Origin of the sequence: Cellulosimicrobium sp. PMB13 (assembly GCF_051294865.1) — a bacterium.
In the GTDB taxonomy this organism is placed as follows: Bacteria; Actinomycetota; Actinomycetes; order Actinomycetales; family Cellulomonadaceae; genus Cellulosimicrobium.
Window position 1 is genome coordinate 4282821 of record NZ_CP145910.1, and the last position, 17583, is coordinate 4300403.

At 74.1% G+C, this 17583-nt stretch carries 17 protein-coding genes; 6 read left to right on the forward strand and 11 right to left on the reverse strand.

All coding sequences use genetic code 11. The annotated features are described in order from the left end of the window. Positions 1-23 precede the first annotated feature (23 nt). Positions 24-275: a PqqD family protein gene (locus V5D56_RS19030; protein WP_435736830.1), complete on the forward strand. Its 252-nt coding sequence runs from the start codon at positions 24-26 to the stop codon at positions 273-275. A gap of 19 nt (positions 276-294) precedes the next feature. Here the strand turns inward: V5D56_RS19030 and V5D56_RS19035 are convergent, their stop codons facing one another. From V5D56_RS19035 to V5D56_RS19060, 6 genes are all read right to left on the reverse strand, one after another. Further along, complete coding sequence (locus V5D56_RS19035) at positions 295-747, reverse strand: lasso peptide biosynthesis B2 protein (protein WP_435736831.1); 453 nt, start codon at positions 745-747, stop codon at positions 295-297. Between the two features lie 44 nt (positions 748-791). Then, on the reverse strand, positions 792-1961 hold the full coding sequence (locus tag V5D56_RS19040; RefSeq protein WP_435736832.1) for an asparagine synthase-related protein: 1170 nt from the start codon (positions 1959-1961) through the stop codon (positions 792-794). A gap of 68 nt (positions 1962-2029) precedes the next feature. Beyond that, positions 2030-2176, reverse strand: coding sequence for a lasso RiPP family leader peptide-containing protein (locus V5D56_RS19045; RefSeq protein WP_435736833.1), 147 nt, complete (start codon positions 2174-2176; stop codon positions 2030-2032). Positions 2177-2316: 140 nt separating this feature from the next. Then, positions 2317-3525 (reverse strand): asparagine synthase-related protein, encoded by a 1209-nt coding sequence (locus V5D56_RS19050; protein WP_435736834.1) that lies wholly within the window; start codon positions 3523-3525, stop codon positions 2317-2319. 1 nt (position 3526) lies between these two features. After that, entirely contained in the window at positions 3527-3682 is a 156-nt protein-coding gene (locus V5D56_RS19055) for a hypothetical protein (protein ID WP_435736835.1), read from the reverse strand. A gap of 198 nt (positions 3683-3880) precedes the next feature. Continuing rightward, on the reverse strand, positions 3881-5080 hold the full coding sequence (locus V5D56_RS19060; RefSeq protein WP_435736836.1) for a nucleotidyltransferase family protein: 1200 nt from the start codon (positions 5078-5080) through the stop codon (positions 3881-3883). A 147-nt stretch (positions 5081-5227) separates the two neighbouring features. Between V5D56_RS19060 and V5D56_RS19065 the strand changes: the two genes are divergently transcribed. After that, entirely contained in the window at positions 5228-7096 is a 1869-nt protein-coding gene (locus V5D56_RS19065; RefSeq protein WP_435736837.1) for an ABC transporter ATP-binding protein, read from the forward strand. A 27-nt stretch (positions 7097-7123) separates the two neighbouring features. On the opposite strand, the gene V5D56_RS19070 is transcribed toward V5D56_RS19065, so the two are convergent. After that, positions 7124-8098, reverse strand: a complete 975-nt coding sequence (locus V5D56_RS19070; RefSeq protein WP_435736838.1) for a hypothetical protein — start codon at positions 8096-8098, stop codon at positions 7124-7126. A 76-nt stretch (positions 8099-8174) separates the two neighbouring features. Continuing rightward, positions 8175-9302, reverse strand: a complete 1128-nt coding sequence (locus tag V5D56_RS19075) for a glycosyltransferase family 4 protein (protein ID WP_435736839.1) — start codon at positions 9300-9302, stop codon at positions 8175-8177. 235 nt (positions 9303-9537) lie between these two features. Here V5D56_RS19075 and V5D56_RS19080 point away from each other — a divergent pair, with 235 nt between their 5' ends. Both V5D56_RS19080 and V5D56_RS19085 read left to right on the forward strand, forming a co-directional pair. After that, entirely contained in the window at positions 9538-10593 is a 1056-nt protein-coding gene (locus tag V5D56_RS19080; protein WP_435736840.1) for a glycosyltransferase, read from the forward strand. After that, positions 10590-12182, forward strand: coding sequence for an oligosaccharide flippase family protein (locus tag V5D56_RS19085; protein WP_435736841.1), 1593 nt, complete (start codon positions 10590-10592; stop codon positions 12180-12182). The genes V5D56_RS19080 and V5D56_RS19085 overlap by 4 nt, the downstream gene beginning before the upstream one ends. On the opposite strand, the gene V5D56_RS19090 is transcribed toward V5D56_RS19085, so the two are convergent. Together V5D56_RS19090 and V5D56_RS19095 are read right to left on the reverse strand one after the other, a co-directional pair. Beyond that, the gene (locus V5D56_RS19090) at positions 12165-13415 is read right to left on the reverse strand and encodes a hypothetical protein (RefSeq protein ID WP_435736842.1); all 1251 of its coding nucleotides are present in this window, start codon (positions 13413-13415) and stop codon (positions 12165-12167) included. The two genes, V5D56_RS19085 and V5D56_RS19090, sit on opposite strands and share 18 nt — an antisense overlap. A gap of 68 nt (positions 13416-13483) precedes the next feature. Next, entirely contained in the window at positions 13484-14470 is a 987-nt protein-coding gene (locus V5D56_RS19095) for a glycosyltransferase family 2 protein (RefSeq protein WP_435736843.1), read from the reverse strand. 104 nt (positions 14471-14574) lie between these two features. Between V5D56_RS19095 and V5D56_RS19100 the strand changes: the two genes are divergently transcribed. After that, on the forward strand, positions 14575-15729 hold the full coding sequence (locus V5D56_RS19100) for a glycosyltransferase family 4 protein (RefSeq protein WP_435736844.1): 1155 nt from the start codon (positions 14575-14577) through the stop codon (positions 15727-15729). Continuing rightward, entirely contained in the window at positions 15726-16529 is an 804-nt protein-coding gene (locus V5D56_RS19105) for a polysaccharide deacetylase family protein (protein WP_435736845.1), read from the forward strand. Before V5D56_RS19100 ends, V5D56_RS19105 begins: the two co-directional genes overlap by 4 nt. A gap of 22 nt (positions 16530-16551) precedes the next feature. Here the strand turns inward: V5D56_RS19105 and V5D56_RS19110 are convergent, their stop codons facing one another. Further along, positions 16552-17574, reverse strand: a complete 1023-nt coding sequence (locus V5D56_RS19110; RefSeq protein ID WP_435736846.1) for a glycosyltransferase — start codon at positions 17572-17574, stop codon at positions 16552-16554. Between the last annotated feature and the right edge of the window lie 9 nt (positions 17575-17583).

Consider the following 17583-nt stretch of genomic DNA (forward strand, 5'->3'; position numbering starts at 1 on the left):
GATGCCGGCAGACGGAGGACGACATGCAGATCCGCACGGACGGCGTGACCTGGCAGGAGATCGACGGCGAGCTGGTCCTCCTGGACCTCGAGCGCTCCGTCTATCTCACCACCAACGGGAGCGGCGCGCTGCTGACCAAGCTCCTCGTCGACGAGCGCACCCTCGACGACCTCGCCGACGCGCTCGTCGCCGAGTTCTCGATCGACCGCGACGACGCGCTCCGCGACGCGCAGGCTTTCGTGGACGAGCTCGTCGCGCACCAGCTGCTCCGCTGACCGCGGGCGGCGCCGCGGGTCAGGAGACGGGGGCGGGCAACCGCTCGAACCCGGCGGGCGGCCGCGACAGGACGTGAAAGTCGTCGACGGTCCAGCCCTGCACCTCGACCCACGCGTGCGCGGCCACCGTACCGTCCCTCTTGGCGACGCCCAGGACCAGCCGCGGGGAGCGCCGTCGCAGGGCGTGCCCGACGACCAGGGCCTGGCGCAGGCACGTCCCGTCGACGCCCGGGACGGAGAGGATCCGGCGCGCGTCCTGGACACGGGCCCGCTCGCGAGGGCTGAGGTCGAGGACGTCGGTGTCCGCGGTCTCCGCCGCCGGCCCCGACGACGGGGGCACGGCTGTCGCGTCCGCGAGCGGCACACCGAACCACCGCGCCATGCGCGGGAGCCGTACCGTGCGCAGCCCGAGCTCGATCGCGACCACGAGGACCGCCGTCCGCACGAGGCCGGGCCATCGGGACAACGGCACCCGCCGCGCTCGGCGGAGCAGCCCCCCGATCCGGGACCGAGCGCTCACGCCGCGGCCCGGGTGGTGCGGGGCGACGCCGCGAGCCACGCGACGTGCACCAGGAACCGCGACGCGGGCAGGGGTGATCCCAGCCACTCACGGCGGAGGCGTTCGACGTCGACGAGCTCGGGGTCCACACCGGTACCGTCCCACGAGAGGGCGAAGTCCCGCTCGCGGTCGCCCCACCGCGAGGAGTTGAAGCGTGCCTTGGTCGTCCGTGCCAGCACGGCCTCGGGCAGGAGGTCCGCCCCGAGGCGGCGGAACGTGTCCGTCCGGCCGCGGTAGCCGCGTGCTCCGCCGTCGGACGCGAGGGCCTCGACGAACGCCTGGTCGGCGAGGGGATGGCTGAGCGTCACGCCCAGCTCCGCGGCGCCGGCGACGGTGTTGTGCAGCGCGAGCACCGTGCTTCTGCGCTCCAGAAGGGCCCGCTTCGCCGCGTCCCAGCGCAGCGGCCCCCTGGCGTCGACAGTCTCCTGAGCGAGCGCGTCGAGAGCCCGCGAGGAGAGCCACGGAACGGCCGTGAGCAGGTCCGTCCCCCGCCGGAGACGTCGCCGTGCGAGCCCCGACGGCTCGAGCGCCTCGACGCAGGCACGCAGGAGTGCGCGCGACGGACGGCGCCGCGACGAGGCGAGGAGGTGCAGGGGCGTCCCGCGGACCGGCGCGATGATCCCGTCGCCCCCCTCGCCGGTGAGGACGTGCACCCCCGGGCCCAGCCCGTCGAGGAGCCTCGGCTGGCTCTGGACCGCGGCGGGCCACACGAGGCCGCGACGCGCGAGGGAGGTGACGGAGACATCGCCCAGGAGGCTGCGTTCGTCGCGCACCTCGATGACGACGCGCTCGGTCAGGCGGAGGTGGGCGAGGACGAGGTCCTGCCACTCGCTCTCGTCGGACTCGGGGACCCCCGGGTACACCGCCGTGACGGGCACGGGCAGCGGAAGAGCTTCTCGGCGTGCGACCGCCGTCGCCACGGCGAGCACGAGCGACGAGTCGCGACCGCCGGAGAACAGGACGTGGCAGCGACCGCTGCGGAGAGCAGGCAGCACCGCCCGTTCGAGCTCCGCACGTGCGGAGCCGCCACGGGGCAGCCGCGGTGCACGCGGCGACGCGCCGACGGGAGCCGCGAGCGCGACCTCGAGCGGCGTGAGCCGCAGGAACGGGTCGGGACGGTCGTCCACGGGTCCACCTCTTCGTCGGAGCAGGCGCTGCGCGACGCCGTGCGGGACGGCGCCGCGCAGCACCGGTGTCAGCTCAGGTCGTCGCCGGAGCCGGGGAGCGGGATCTTGTGACCCCAGAAGTAGACCTCGTCCTCCCACTCCTTCCAGGTGTCGAGCCCGAGCGTGAGTCCACGCACGGAGCCGACCCGGGAGATCTTGGGTGCCTCGTATGCCATCGTCATTCCTCCTCTCGCGGTGTCGTCGTCGTCGTCGCGGTGCCATCCCGGACGGCCATTCACCTCGCCAGCGGCGATCGTTTCCAGCATTCGTGAGAGTAGGGGGCGACAGGCACCGGCGATCTCTTTCCCTGGCGATTTCACCCGGGTGATCGACGCAGCCCCCGTGCGCCGAGCCAGGCGGCGTGCAGGAGGAGCTCGGCGGCAGCGGGTGGCACAGGTGCCGTCCAGGCCGCGCGCAGCAGGTCGTGGTCGACGAGGTCGCCGTCGATCCCGGAACCGTCCCACGCCCGCGCGAACGCCCGTTCGTCCGGCCCCCACCGCGTCGCGTTGAACCACGCCTTGGAGGTCCGGGCGAGCACCGGCTCGGGAAGCAGGTCGGCCGCCAGCCGCCGCATCATGTCGGTGCGACCGGCGAAGCCCCAGGCGCCACCGTCGGCAGCGACCGCACCGACGAACCGTGGGTCGAGCAGCGGGTGGACGTAGGTGACGTCGTGCTCGCGCGCCACGACACCCAGGTTGTTCAGCACGAGGTGCGTCGCCCGCGAGCCGAGCAGGCGGTGCACGGCGCGGTCCCAGCGCAACGGCGACGTGTCGTCCGCGGCGAGCCGCGAGGCGGCCTCGCGTGCCGCGTCCTCCCGCAACCACCCGGGCACGACGTCGCGGTACCGACCGCGCGGGAGCGTCCAGCTCGGCCGCAGGGCGACCGTCGCCTCACGGAGCAGACGCCGGGACGGCAGGGCCGGGGTCGCGAGGCGGCGTCGCAGGAGGAGGAGGGGCGTGCCGCGCCGCCGGTTGAGGACGTCGTCGCCGCCCTCTCCGGTCAGCACGTGCCCGCCGGCGGCCTGGGCGAGCCGTACGCCGTCGGCCTGCGCGACGGCGGGGAACACGAGGCCGCGACGCTCGAGCCCCGCGCGCGCGGCGTCGCCGAGGAGGCGCATCTGGTCGGTGACGCGCACGACCACGCGCTCGTGCAGGCCCAGGTGGGCGAGCACGAGCTCTTGCCACGCACTCTCGTCGGCACCCTCGACGCCCGGGAACGTGAGGGTGAGGGGCACGGGGAGCGGCAGGCCGTCGCGCCGGGCGACGTGGGCCGCGACCGCGAGGACGAGCGACGAGTCGCGTCCGCCCGAGAAGCCGACGAACGTCGGGGCGGAGGCGAGCGACTCGCGGACGACCTGCTCCAGGACGCCGCGCGCCCCTCCGGTCCGGCGAGCCGGAGGGGAGGGGCGGCGTCCGAAGACCCACCCGGCGGCGGCCTCGAGGTCGTCGACGCGGAGGAGGTCCGCGGGACCCGGCGACGGTGCCGGTCGCGGCGTCCTGCCGGCGGAAGGATCCGGCAGGGCCATGTCAGGACAGCGGGTCGCCAGGACCGCAGCCGTCCTTCCACTGACCGCTGAGGTCCTGGCCGAGGCCGGGCTCCTGGTTGGGCATGGCGTTGTCGCTGCCGTGCCCGTACTTGCAGTTCTGCGGGTAGCCGAGGGTCAGACCCCGGACCGTTCCCACGGAGGTGATCGAAGGCGGTGCGTACGACATGAGCCACCGACCTTTCTTTCCGGTCGCCCGGAGGCGAGGGACCGTCGGACGCGGACGCGCCCGACCCGACGAAGATACCGACCCCGACCCCGGGGCGAGGGCTTTCCCAGAACTTCTCACCCGGTGCACGGAAAACTTCACCCGAAAGGACTGGACGCCCGTCCAGTCTCAGGTTTTCCGGGAGGCAGCGGAGACACCCTCGAAATACTCGCGCCGGGCCCGCTCGTCGGGGACGTCCACCTGGAGCGGCCGCCGTTCGTCGAGCCCCGCGTCGTGCCGTCGGCCCGCCCGCCGCGCGGCGAGGTGGTGGTGGACGAGGACGCCCGCGCTGTCGAGGACCCCGCGGCGCGCCGCGGAGTACTCGTTGCCCCCGAGCGACGGGTCACCGGGCAGGCCGGGGAAGGAGTGCCGGGTGTCGCGCAGCCGCGCGAGCCGGACCCACGTCGGCGCGTGACCGCGCGGTGCCTGGTCGGGCGCGAGGCCGAGGACCCGGTCGGCGCGCTCGAGCACCGACCGGACACCGAGCCAGGCGCCCGCCGCGCGCGACCGCCGCTCGAGCTCCGCGACGTCGACCTCCCCGTGCTCGAGGGCGAACCGCACGTCCGCGAGCCACATGAGCCGGTTCGCGCCCGACTGCGCGGCGTGGAACGCGAGGTGCAGGACCGTGTCGACCGGGTCGAGCGTCGTCAGCGCCTGCCCCCCGACCTCGACGCGACGCCGGCGGTCGAGCATCGCGTCCATGTCGATCGGGAACGCGCGCCGCAGCTCCGCGGGGACCGCCACGTGCCAGTGCAGGTCGAGCGGTGTCCCGGCGGGCGTCACCATCGCCAGCTCGGCCCGGCCGGTGCGCCGGATCTCCGGCCAGTTGCGGTCGAGGAGCACGACCCCTCGCTCCTGGAGCGCCTCCACCGCGTCCTCGAACCGGTGCGCCGCGACGACGAGGTCGACGTCGTAGTACTCCCGCATGTTGACGACCGGCCAGATCGCCCCGGCGAGCACCGGCCCCTTGACGACGACCCACGGGACGGACGCCTCGTCCAGGAGGGCGGCGGCGCCACGCACGTCCGCGAGCGCCCGCAGGTGACGCATGAGCTGGTCGTGCTTGGCCCGCTCGAGCGCCTCGCGCCATCCCGCCGGTTCGTCCGACCACGCGCGGGTCACGCGCTCGACGGCGGGCGTCACCCGGTGCAGCCGGCCGGCGGCGACCACGTCGTCCGCCGGGGTGTCCCGCAGGCCGGGCGGGCACGCCGTCCCCGCGTCTCCGCGCACGGCGTCGAGCAGGAGCCGGGCGAGCGGCCTCAGCGTCGAGTCGTCCTGCATCGTCACCGCCGTCCAGCCCTTCTCGGTCCACCCGTCTCGCTGCCGCACCGGCGCGAGCGACAGTACCGCGCACCGTCCGCGATGCGGGGCTCGGGGGGCGAGATTCACCCGATGCCGCGCTCCTGCGGGTGGCGGGACGCTGAGACACTGGCGGGGCGGTCGGCGGCGACCGTGGCGACGCGACGAGGAGGTGCCATGGCCGGCGACGGCGAGACGTTCGTCGACCCGCTCGACCTGCGGGTGCGCGAGCGCAACCAGCGACGCTCGTTCCGGCGAGGCGCCACGCTCGTCGCGCGCTGCACCTCCCTCGTCTGGCAGTCGGGTCGGTGGCTGTTCCTCACGCTCGCCGCGCTCCAGCTCGTGGGGGCGGTCCTGCTCGCGGGCCAGGTGCTGGTGGTCGAGAGCTTCCTCAACGCGGTCGTCGGCCTGTCCGGGGGCGGAGGGATGCAGGACCTCGTCGGTCCGGTCGCCGCGCTGGCCGCGCTCATGGGGGCGGCGGCGCTGGTCGGCACCGTCCAGGGCTCGATCCGCCGGTTCCTCTCCGACTCGGTCGCCCGGCGGACCTGGCAGCAGGTCCTCGCGGTCGCGACGCGGGTGAGCCTGCGGCAGTTCGAGTCCCCCGCGTTCTACGACTCGTTGCAGCGCGTGAGCGCCAACGCCGCGAGCCGGCCGCTCCAGGTCACCCAGGCGCTGCTCGGCGCGTTCGGCAGCGCGGCGGTCACCGTGACCGTCGGGGCGACCCTCGCGTCGATCCATCCCGCGCTCCTCGGTCTGCTCGTCCTCGGCGGACTCCCCCTGCTGCTCACCAACCGGCGCGAGAGCCGGCTCGAGTTCGACTTCTCCGTCCGCCAGACCTATCCCGCGCGCGAGCGCGGCTACCTGTCGATCATCCTGACCGGCCGCAACGAGGCGAAGGAGATCCGCGCCTTCGGGCTCGGTCGCACGCTGCGCGAGCGGTTCGACGGGCTGTACGGGCGGTACCAGGGCGACCTCGCCGCGCACCTGCGACGCCGCACCGCGCTCAGCGTGATCGGGAACCTCGCCTCGGCCCTCGTCCTGGCCGCGACGTTGTTCTTCGTCGTGTGGCTCATCGCGCAGGGCGAGATGACGGTGGCCCAGGCGGGTGCCGCCATCGTCGCGATCCGCATGCTCCAGGGGCAGGTCGCGACGCTCCTCGGTTCCGTGCAAGCCATCTTCGAGGCAGGGCTGTTCCTCGACGACGTCGACGCCTTCATGGAGCTCGGGCCGTCGGCGGACGCCCTGGAGGCGGGCGACCCGGCCCCCGCGACCTTCGGGGAGATCAGCGCGCAGGGCGTGGCCTTCACCTACCCCGGCAGCGACGTGCCCGCGCTGCGCGGCGTCGACGTGACGATCCGGCGCGGCGAGGTCGTCGCGCTCGTCGGCGAGAACGGGTCGGGCAAGACGACGCTCGCGAAGATCCTCGCGGGGCTCTACGACGCGGACGACGGCGCGGTCCGGTGGGACGGCCGCGACACGCGGACGCTGGACCGCGCGACGGTGCGCGAGCGTGTGGCGCCGATCTTCCAGGACTTCGTCCGGTACGCGTTCTCGGCGCGCGACAACGTCGAGGTCGGCGACGTGGAGACGCCCGGCGACGACGAGCGGGTCCGTGCGGCCGCGAGCCGCGCGGGTGCCGACAGTTTCCTGTCCGGGCTCCCCCACGGGTACGACACGATGCTGTCGCGGCTCTTCCGGGACGGGCGGGACCTGTCCGGCGGGCAGTGGCAGCGCGTGGCGATCGCCCGCGCGTTCTACCGCGACGCGCCCCTCATCATCCTCGACGAGCCGACGGCGTCCCTCGACCCCCGCGGCGAGCACGACCTCTTCGAGTCGTTGCGGGACGTGCTCTCCGGGCGCACGGCCGTCTTCATCTCGCACCGCTTCTCGTCGGTCCGGTCCGCGGACCGCATCTACGTGCTCGACGAGGGCCGCGTCGCCGAGCACGGCACGCACGACGAGCTCATGGCGCACGGCGGCCTGTACGCCGACCTCTTCACGCTGCAGGCGGACGCCTATCTCGACCCGGGCCGGTCGACTCCCTGATCCCGGCCTCGACGCGTCGGCGGAGCGTCAGGCGCGGACGTCGATCTCCGCGAGCAGCCGCTCGGCGAGGTCCGGGGCGAACGGCGGCCCCCAGGGGACGCGCGCCCGGAAGACGGGGACGCTCCGCGCGATCTGCGCGACCTGCGCGAAGTGGCGGTCGACGACGGCCTTGTCGCGCCAGCCCAGCAGCCGCGCGTAGGTGATGAGCGCGAACACGGCCACGGTCGGCTCGATCCGCTCCACGTCGAGCTCGGTGTGCTCGCGGTCCGGCCACGGCACGACGATCGCCGCGAGCGGCAGCGCGTCGTCGGCGCCTGCGCCGAGGCGCAGGACCTGCCGCTCGTCCGCGCTCACGCGCACCGCCGGGTCCTGTCCCTCGAACCGGCCGACGAGCTCGTCCGCCCCCTTGCGCAGCCGCAGCTCGCTGGCCCCGAGCCGGACGGACGGGACGCCGTCGAGGTCCACGCGCAGCACGTCGTCCGTGATGACCGAACCACCGGCGGCGCACAGCAGCGTCGCCATGGTCGACTTCCCCATGCCGGACGCGCCGACGAACGCGACCGCCCGCCCGCCGACGTCGACCGCGCTGCCGTGCAGCACCGCTACGCCGCGCAGGTAGAGCTGGAAGGACAGCACCGCGCCCGTCACGAGGATCGCCGCGACGCCCGGGTCGGCCCCGTCGCGCAGGTGGACGTGAACCGTGGCGAGGTCGGCCGAGACCCGGACGTCGCACGTGCGGTGGAACCGCAGCAGGTAGCCGCCGTTCTCGAGCTCGTAGAAGGTGTAGAACGCCCGGTCGCCGTCGGCGTAGTCGAGGAGCACGCGGGCCCCGGTCGGCTCGGACGCGTCGCCCGCGCCCTCGCCCCACAGGACCGTGACGTCCACGGGCTCGGCGGGGTCGGCCGGGCGGTCCTGGTGCAGCGGCAGCTCCGACGCCACGTGCAGCCCGTACAGCCGGACGTGCTCACGCTCGGCGTCGCCCGCCCCGGCTCTCAGCACCACGGCGTCAGGCTAGCCGCACGGCCCGGCCGCACGGCCCTGTCGGGTCGAAGTTCACCCGGGCGCCCGGTCGCACCCGTCACGGGTAGAGCGCCGCGTAGTCCTCGGCGACGCGCTCCCAGGAGTACGCCGCGGCCTCGGCACGTCCGGCGGCGCCCAGGTCCCGCGCGAGCTCGCGGTCGCCGACGACGCGCTCCACGGCCCGCGCGAGCGCCTCCACGTCCTCCGGGTCCACGAGGAGCCCGGTGCGGCCGTCGTCCACGAACTCCGGCGGGCCACCGCGCGAGGTGACGACGACGGGCACGCCCGCGCGCCAGCCCTCGAGCACGACGATCCCGAAACCCTCGACCCGGCTCGGCGCGACGAGCGCGAGAGCGCCGGAGACGGCGGTGACCACCTCGGGCCGCGACAGGCGCCCGGGAAGGACCGTCCGGTCCGCGATCCCGGCGTGCTCGGCCTGGGCGCGCAGCGCCTCGACCTCCGGGCCGTCGCCTCCGATGACGAGCCGGACGTCGTCGGGCAGGTCCGCGCGGGCGAACGCCTCGAGCAGCAGGTCGAAGCCCTTGGTGCGGACCGCGCGCCCGATCGCCAGCACGTAGCGCTGCGGCAGCCACGCCGGGCGGGGCCCGCCCGGCTCGTCGAGGTCGATCCCGTTGGGGACGACCGTCCCGGAACCGGACGCGAGGCCGAACCGCGCCTCGAGGTCGGCGAGCACGTAGCTCGAGCACGCGGTGACGGCCCGGGCGTCGGCGAGCGACCGCCTCAGGGCGGAACGCAGCAGCGCGGAGGTGCCGAAGACGTCGTGCGCGTCCCCGAACGTCTCGCCGTGCCCCGTCACGACGAGCGGCGTACCGGTCCGACGCGCCAGCGCGTGCGTCCACGGTCCCTGGGGTCCGTAGCAGTGCACGTGCAGGACGTCGGGCCGGTCCGCCCGGAAGGCCGTCCGCCACGCGCGCCACGCACGGGGCGAGGACCGCGCGAACGAGAGGAGCGAGGAGACGTTGCGCGCGGGGAGCGGCGCGGGCAGGTAGCGGACGGGGATGCCGCCGTCGAGCACGGACGGGGTGCCCTCGTCCTCCTGGTCGACGGCCCACACCGCGACCCGGTGACCCGCGGCGTGCAACCGGCGCGCCACGTGCAGGACGTGCTCCTCGACACCGCCGGTGCGCGGCAGGAAGGAGCTCGCGACGAGCGCGACAGCAGTCACGAAACCTCCTCGGCGGTTGTCGGCTCCAGGAAGAGTAGGCGCACCACCCGACCCCCACAGGGTGAAATCCGCGCGCATGAGGTCCGGGAGCGGGTGAATGCGGGGCCGGAGGTCTGGGACGGGACGCGCGCTGCCCCGACAATGAGGAGTCCCACGTGGCAGGTCCGGTGTCCCGCACGGTCAGGCGACGGCGACAAGGTCATGAGCGACGAGCGACGAGCGACCGGAGGTACGGGTGCCGCGACTGACGCTGGCGACCATCGCGGTGGGGGTCCCGATGGGACAGCAGGTCTACGAGCGCGAGGTGTCGCGCCGCGCCGGGTCTGCCCTCGGGCCGGACGTGGACGTGTCCCGGTCGGTGACGCGTTCCCTGCGCTCGCCGCTGCCCGGCACCGCGCGGCTCCCGCACTGGGTGCTGCGCGAGGCACCCGCGGGCGTCCGCCGCGCCGTCGGTGCGCTCATGTACCCCGGCGCCGACGCCGTGCACCGGATGGGGCTGTCGCTCCCACCGGCGCGCGTCCCCGAGATCGTCACCGTGCACGACACCGTCGCCTGGCGCTTCCCCGACGAGTCGCCGCCCGAGCCGTTCGCCGCGCAGGAGACGCAGAGGGCGCGAGCGGTGATCTCCGTGTCCCGGTTCGCCGCCGACGACGTGGCCGAGCGGCTGGGCCTCGACCACGTGCACGTCATCCACAACGGTGTCGACGAGCGGTTCTTCGACGCTCGGCCCCTCGCCGTCGAGCAGCTGCGCGCGCTCGGCGTCGACGGGCCGTACGTGCTCCACGCGGGAGGGTCGTCCCTGCGCAAGAACCTCGACGGCCTCGCCGCGGCGTGGCCGTCGGTCCGGTCCGCGCACCCGGACGTCACGCTCGTCCTCAGTGGTCCGCCGTCCGAGCGACGGGACCGGCTGTTCGACCCTCTGGACGGCACGCTGCGGGTCGGCCTCGTCCCCGACGCGCTCGTCCCGGGTCTCGTCGCCGGGGCGCGGGCCGTCGTCGTGCCCTCGCTCTACGAAGGGTTCGGCCTTCCCGCGCTCGAGGCGATGGCCGCGGGCGTCCCTGTCGTCGCTGCGGAGCGCTCGTCGCTCCCGGAGGTGTGCGGCGACGCAGGCATCCTCGTCGAGCCCGACGGCGACGGGCTCGCCGAGGGTCTGGTGCACGCGCTCGGACGTGGTCCCGAGGTGCGCGACGGGATCGCACGCGGGCGCGCACGTGCCCGCACCTTCACGTGGGACGCGTCCGCCACCGCGCACGCCGCGGTGTGGGACGCCGTCCTGGCCGGTCGGGCATGACCGCACCCGACGTGCCGCCGCCCGACGGGACCGAGGGACCGGCCACCCCGACGCTCACCCGCGGAAGCCTGCAACGCCTGGCCATCCGCGGGGCGTACTGGACGCTCCTGCACACCGCCGTCTCGATGCCGCTCGCCTTCGCCGTCAACATCGTGCTCGCCCGCGTCCTCGGCGTCGAGGACTACGGTCGCCTCGCCTACCTGACCTCCATCCTCGCGATCGTCGACAGCATCATCTCGATGGGGATCGGCACCGGGGTGATCCAGTTCGGGTCCAAGGCGCACGCGGCCGGCCGCACCGACGAGGTCAAGAACCTGCTGTCGACCTCGCAGGCGATCCGGTTGCTCGTCGCCGCACCGGTGCTCACGCTCGTCGTCATCAGCGTGGTCGACGTCAGCCCGGCCATGCTCGCGGTGACGGTGATGTTCGGCGTGCTCCTGCCGTCCGTCTTCGGCAGCGCGCTCTACTGCTTCGGCATCGAGAACAAGACGGCCGAGGGCGCGAAGAACGCGATGCTCGTCAACGCGCTCACGCAGGGGCTGGTCCTCGTCGCGATCTTCACCGTCCAGACGGCCGACGCGGTCTGGGCCGCGCGACTCGTCATGGGCGGCATCGGGGTCGTTCTCGCCCTGTTCTACGTCGCCCCCGCCTACCGACGCGCGGCGCTCGTCCCGCGGTTCCGCCGGTTCCCGCCCGGGTTCTGGAGGTTCGCGCTCCCCGCCGGGCTCGCCACGATGACGGCGACGATGCTCTCGTCTCGCGTCGAGGTCGTCGTGCTCACCTGGATGTCGGAGCCCGAGGCCGCCGGCGTCTACGCGCTCGCGTTCGGTCTCGCCACGCACCTGTTCAGCCCGGCTCAGGCGCTCGTCGGCCCGCTCATCCCCGCGGTGTCGGGACTTCACGAGATCGATCGCGCGTCCGTCGGGCGCGCGTTGTCACGCACCGTGCGCGCCTCGTCGACGGTCATGGCGCTGCTCCTCGCGAGCGCGCTCCCGCTGCTGGCCTTCCTCGTGCCGGTGATCTACGGCGAGCAGTACGCCGGGGTGCCGGAGGTGCTCCTCGTGCTCGGGGTGTCCGGTGGTCTCATGGTGATCGTCAGCCCGGTGAAGGCGTTCGTGATGGCCCGGCTGTCGGGGAACCGCCTCCTCGTCGTCAACCTGTGCGCCCTCGTCGTGAACGTCGGGACGATGTTCGCCCTGGTGCCCGTCCTCGGCGTCTGGGGAGCGGTGCTAGGGAACGTCGCGGCGGCCCTCCTGCAGGTCACCATGCTGCTCGTCAGCGAGAGCCGCATCTTCGGCGTCGGCGGGCGCGACGTGCTCCGCGCGGTCGCGCCGTTCGCCCTCGGAGCGGTCGCGGGCGGCGGCAGCTGGTACGCCGTGTCCCTGCTGGGACTCCCGAGCGTGGCGGCTGCGGTGGTCGCCGCGACCCTCGGTCTGGTCCTGCTGGTGCTGCTCCTGCACCTGGTCCGCGCCGGGCTGACGCCGGAGGACAGCTCGGCGATCACGGGATCGCTGCCGCGCACGATAGCCCGGATCGCGGGCCCGTTCCTGCGGCTGTGCACGGCACAGCGCTCAGACGCGGGCCGCTGAGAGGATCGAGCGGATCCCGCTGCCGGCGAGCTCGTGACCGAGCGTCACGACCTGTCGCACCCTGCCGAGGACGAAGTCCATCGCGGCCCGGTCGGCCAACCGGTCCGCGATCCGCGCTACCGTCTCACGAACGTGCGACGCCAGGTCCTCCACCGAGACGAGGAGCTCCGACGCGTCGAGCTGTGAGTACAGCTCCTCGCGCTTGTCACGACGAGTCCCCTGCGAGCCCGAGTTGACGCTCCAGATGCGGGGCGGGCGGTCGACGACGCAGACGGCGGGGATGCCCAGCCGCCACGCGTTCACTGCGAGGTGATAGGTGTCGGTGACGACGACGTCGCACGCCGCGACACGCGCGACCAGCCCGTCGAACGGGAGCCTCGCGGTGTGCTCCGCGGGCGTACGCGCGACCACGGCGCGGGCGTGCCGCAGCCGCGTCCCGAGACCAACGGAGAGCTCCTCGAGCTCGAGCCCGGGCCACGCGAGGCGAAACCGGCGCCGGTCGGCCACGGGCCAGAAGGCGGGCTCGTGGCCCCACGGGATCCACCGCGGGCGCAGGTCGAGCGACGTGGCTAGCTGCCTCCCGAGCCTGGCAAGCGTCTCCGGGGAGAGCGCCGAGCGCCCGAAGAACACCCCGAGGCGACCGGACGAGGGAACGCTCGGTCCCGGCGGGAGGAGGAACGCGGCGTCGACGCCCTTGGCGGAGGCTCCCGCGTTGGCCCCGGCGAGTTGCGCGATCCATGCCGAGTACGTGTCGCGGAACCACACGCGGTGTGCGCGCCCGGCGAACGACCGCAGGGCATCGCCGTAGTCGCTGCGGTAGTCGTCCGCCGTGTTGAAGCTCAGCGTCGTCCCGAACGACATGACGCGCGCCAGCACGTCGTCGGACTGCCCTGCCAGGAGCAGCGTACGGTCAGCGATCTCGCGAGCCTGCGCCCGGGAGGTGATCCCCATCCGTCTCGACAGCGTGTCGACGTTCGCCTCGAGGTAGAAGGCCATGTGCAGGAAGTCGCCCCAGTACACGACCGCGTCGGCGTCCAGGAACTCGTCGAGGCGACCGCGCAGGTTGCGGTACACGAGACCGGTGCCCTCGTCAGCGAACGACCCGTCGTCGAGAACGGAGGAGCCACCGACGGGTGTGCGCCACTCGCTCTGGTCCCAGAGCCGCCAGTACACGACGTCGTCGAGCCCGAGTGACCGCGACACGGCCTCGAAGGACAGGTCGACCGTCGTCATCCCGGTGTTGCGACCGCCAGGTGGCGCGCAGAGGACGTGCACCCTCTTGGCCCCGAGCGGCCCGCTCATCAGTCGCCCCTGACCTCGGTCGGACGCAGTCCGTCGCGGACCCCGAGGAGCGCGACCGCCCCGAGTCCGCCCAGCGTGCCCGCGACGTTCGTCCCGGCGCGGAGGACCCCGTTGCCGACTCCTCGCGTCACGGACCCCTGCCGCGTCCACAGCCTGGTCACGGAGCGTCCTGCATAGGCGATCTCGGCGCCGGTCTGACGCGCGACCGCTCCGAAGTTCCGGCGAAAACGAGGATCACCCACACCGACGGTCCGTGCCAGCAGCACGACGTGGTTGCGCCGGCCGTAGTAGGTGTACCGCAGGTCGAACCTTCTCCCCTTGGCGTACGGTCCCGCGACGTGTCGTACGACCGCGTCAGGCGTGTACACGACGTGCCAGCCCGCGAGCCGCAGGCGCAGCACGGGTTCGGTCTCCTCCCGCAGGCACGTTCCCGGGTAGTGGTCCTCGATGCCGCCCACGGACTCCAGCGCCGCGCGGCGCATCGACATGTTCGCGCCCAGGAGGTGGTCTACGGCGACGTCGCGACCCGGGTCGGCGGCGAAGAACCCGGTGAGCGACCCGTCGTCGAGCAGCAGCCCGACGCGGTCCGCCCCCTCGGCCTCCTCCCCTGGCTGCCCGTTGAGCGCACGGCCGCCGACCGCGCCGACGCGCGGGTCGTCGTACCGCGCGACGAGCTGCTCGAGCCAGTCCTCGGCGGCGAACGCGTCGTCGTCCAGGAACGCGACGACGTCGCTCGTCACCTCGCGCACGCCGATCGCCCGCGAGGTCGCCGTGCTCCCGGCGCCTCGGTCGTTCCGCAGGTACGTCACGCCAGGGACGTCGCGCACGACGTCCCGCGTCGCCGTGGTCGGCGACGCGTCGACGACGACGATCCGCTCCGGCGCGAACGACTGGCGCGACAGGTGCTCGAGACAGGTGCGGACGTGGTCGGGCCGGTTGTACGTCGGCACCACGACGGACGCACTGGTCCCGGCTGGTTGAGGCATGCGGCCCATTATTCGGTGGGGGACCGTGCCCACCTAGGCCCCCGACCACAGTTCACCCGCTGGAGCACGGGACCCGTGGCGCGCCGGCACGGTTGACTGGGCGCGTGAACGTCGACGACAGCGACGAGGGACGGCGTGAGGTCCACGTCGTTACACCGGGTGACCACTTCTCCCCGCGCACGGGCTCGGCCGTGCCCACGGTCGTCCACGGTCTCGCGACGGCCGCCCCGCGGCGTCCGGCCGTGCTCGTCGCGCGCGGGACCTACCTGGACCGGTACGACAGCGCGGACGTCTTCGAGTACTCGCCCGCCAGGGCGCCCGGCCGGGCGTGGCGGTATGCCGACGCGGGCCTCGGAAGGCTCGGCGCGCCACGCCTCAGCACGCGCCGTCCCCTGCGCGCGACGCTGACCGGTCAGCGGGACTGGGAGCCGTCCGTCGTCTTCGCGCACAACGTTCCCCAGCTCGTCCCCCTCGTCGACGGGCGTCACGTCCCGGTGCTCTACGCGCACAACGACCTCTTCCGGAGCTACGGCTCAGCCGAGACGCGACGCACGCTCGGACGCGCCGCGGCGCTCGTGTGCGTGAGCACCTTCCTCGCGGACCGGCTACGCGCCCAGATCGGCGGCCGGCTCGCCGCACGGGTGGTCGTCGTGCGCAACGGGGTCGACGTTGAACATTTCCGTCCGCGCGAGCACGACCGCGACGACGTGGAGCTCCGGGTGCTCTTCATCGGTCGCGTGGTGCCGGAGAAGGGCGTGCACGTGCTGGTCGAGGCCCTTGCGCGTCTCGACCGCCCGGACGTCCGTGCGACCGTCGTCGGCTCGCAGGGGTTCGACGTGCGGGCACGACCCTCTTCATACGAGCAGTCGTTGCGCGCGCGGGCCGCTGTCCTCGGGGACCGGGTGACGTTCCTGCCGTTCCAGGAGCGTCCACGCGTCGCCACGCTCCTGCGGGACGCGGACGTCGTCGTCGTGCCGTCGGTGTGGGCCGAGCCGAGCGGTCTCACGGTGCTCGAGGGCATGGCCTCGGGCGCTGCCGTCGTCGCGAGCGCCGTGGGAGGCATCCCCGAGCTCGCAGGCGACGCCGCGACCCTCGTCCGGCCCGATGATCCTGACGAGCTCGCCACCGTGATCGAGCACCTCGCCGACGACCGGGCCGCCCTCGACGCGGCGCGGGCACGCGCCCGTGCGCACGCCGAGGCGAACACGTGGCGGCGGGCGCGGCACGAGCTCGACGACGCCTTGGAGAAGCTGGCGTGAGGATCCTGCAGGTCTCCCGCCGGGACCGGGTCGTGCGCCGCCGCGTGCTGGACGACGAGTCCGTCCCCGGGCCGGCCGGGGTGATCGACCGCACGATCGCCGTCGCGGCGCGCGCGGTCCTCGGGCCGGTGCTCCCCGCGTTCCGGGCGGACCCGGCGACCGACTGCGTCGCGCTGACGTACGACGACGGCCCGCACCCGGAGCACACCCCGCGCGTCCTGGACGTCCTCGCCGAGCACGACGCGCGGGCGACGTTCTTCGTCCTCGCCGAACCGGCGCGCCGGCACCCGCGGATCGTGTCTCGGATGGTGGCGGAGGGCCACGAGGTGGCGGTGCACGGCGCCGATCACCGACGCCTCACGCGCCTCGGGACACGCGCCGCCGTCGGGTCCGTGCTCGGCGCCCGGCACGCGGTCGAGGACGTCGCCCAGGTGCCGGTACGGCTCTTCCGCCCGCCCTACGGCGCGAGCACGCTGCGCGTCAACGCGACGCTCCACGCGTGCGGTCTCGAGGTCGTGCTGTGGACCGCGGAGGCACGCGACTGGATGCACGACGACGAGCGTCGGATCGCGGAGAACGCCCTCGGCACGCTGCGCCCCGGCGCCTTCCTCCTGCTTCACGACGACCGGGCCGACCCCGAGCTCGCCGACGACCCGGCTGAGCTGCCGCGCTTCGACCGGGCCGACGTCCTGCGTCGGATCCTCGACGGCATGGTGGGCACCGGGCTGCGTCCCGTGGTCGTCGGCGACCTTCGGGGCGACGGCGTGCTGCGCAGTTACGGCCCGGACCTCGTCCGCTGAACCACGCCTCGTCGGGGCACCGTCATGACTGCGACGAACCTGAGGCACCGGCCTCACGCGAATGGCGCAAGCGCTCGCGCAGGTCTGCGACATCATCCGGCGAGAGCACCGGGACCTCTGCGCCGAACGTCCCACGCGCCCGGCCTCGCCGCTCGCCGAGCGCGGACGCCGCGTCGGCTCGCCCCCGAGCGCTCAGAAGTCGCAGCGCGCGTCGCGCCGCGGTCGACCCGGCCCCGACGGCTTTGCGCACGGTGTCGGGCATGCGCTCGCTCGGCCCGCTCTCGCCCTCGTGCGCCGGGACCTCGAGCTCCTCGTCCGCGAGCGTCTCGCCGAGACCTTCAGCACGCAGCCGCGCATAGCGCCGCTCCAGGACGCGCGACCCCGTTCCCCACCCGTACATCTGGCGGTAGACGCCCCGCAGCGCGGACCTGCTCCGCACGTAGACGACCGCGTCCGGCGCGAGCACCATCTCGACGCCGGCCAGCTGGGCGCGCCAGCACAGGTCGACGTCCTCCCCTGCCCACAGGTCCTCGCAGAAGCCCCCCACTGCTAGGAACAAGTCTCGTCGGACCGCCAGGTTCCCGGCCCCGGCACACCACAGGCCGGGCATGATCGGGTTGCGCATGAGCCCGTCCTGCTGCTGCTGCCAGGACTGCCCGCCGTCGAGCCGCGTCCGGTCCAACCGCCCGGCGACGAGCCGGTCGGCGGCGACGCGGCCGACCAGGGCGTCGAGCCAGCCCTCGGCGACCACGTCGTCGGCGTCGCAGAAGGCGACGACCGGCGCGCGGGCCGCGGCGACTCCGACGTTGCGCGCACCGCCCGGTCCGCGACCGGAGCGGGCATCGACGAGCCGCACCATGGGCCAGCGACGTCCGGTGGCGGTCGCCACCTCGCGCGTCGCGTCGCGCGAGCCGTTGTCGGCGACGACCACCTCGCCGTCGGCGTCGGCCACCTGCGGACACACCGCCGCGAGCTGTTCCCCGAGCGTGGCCGCCGCGTCGCGCGCGGGGATGACGACCGAGACGCGTGGAGCGGGCGTCGCCATGGCGGTTCG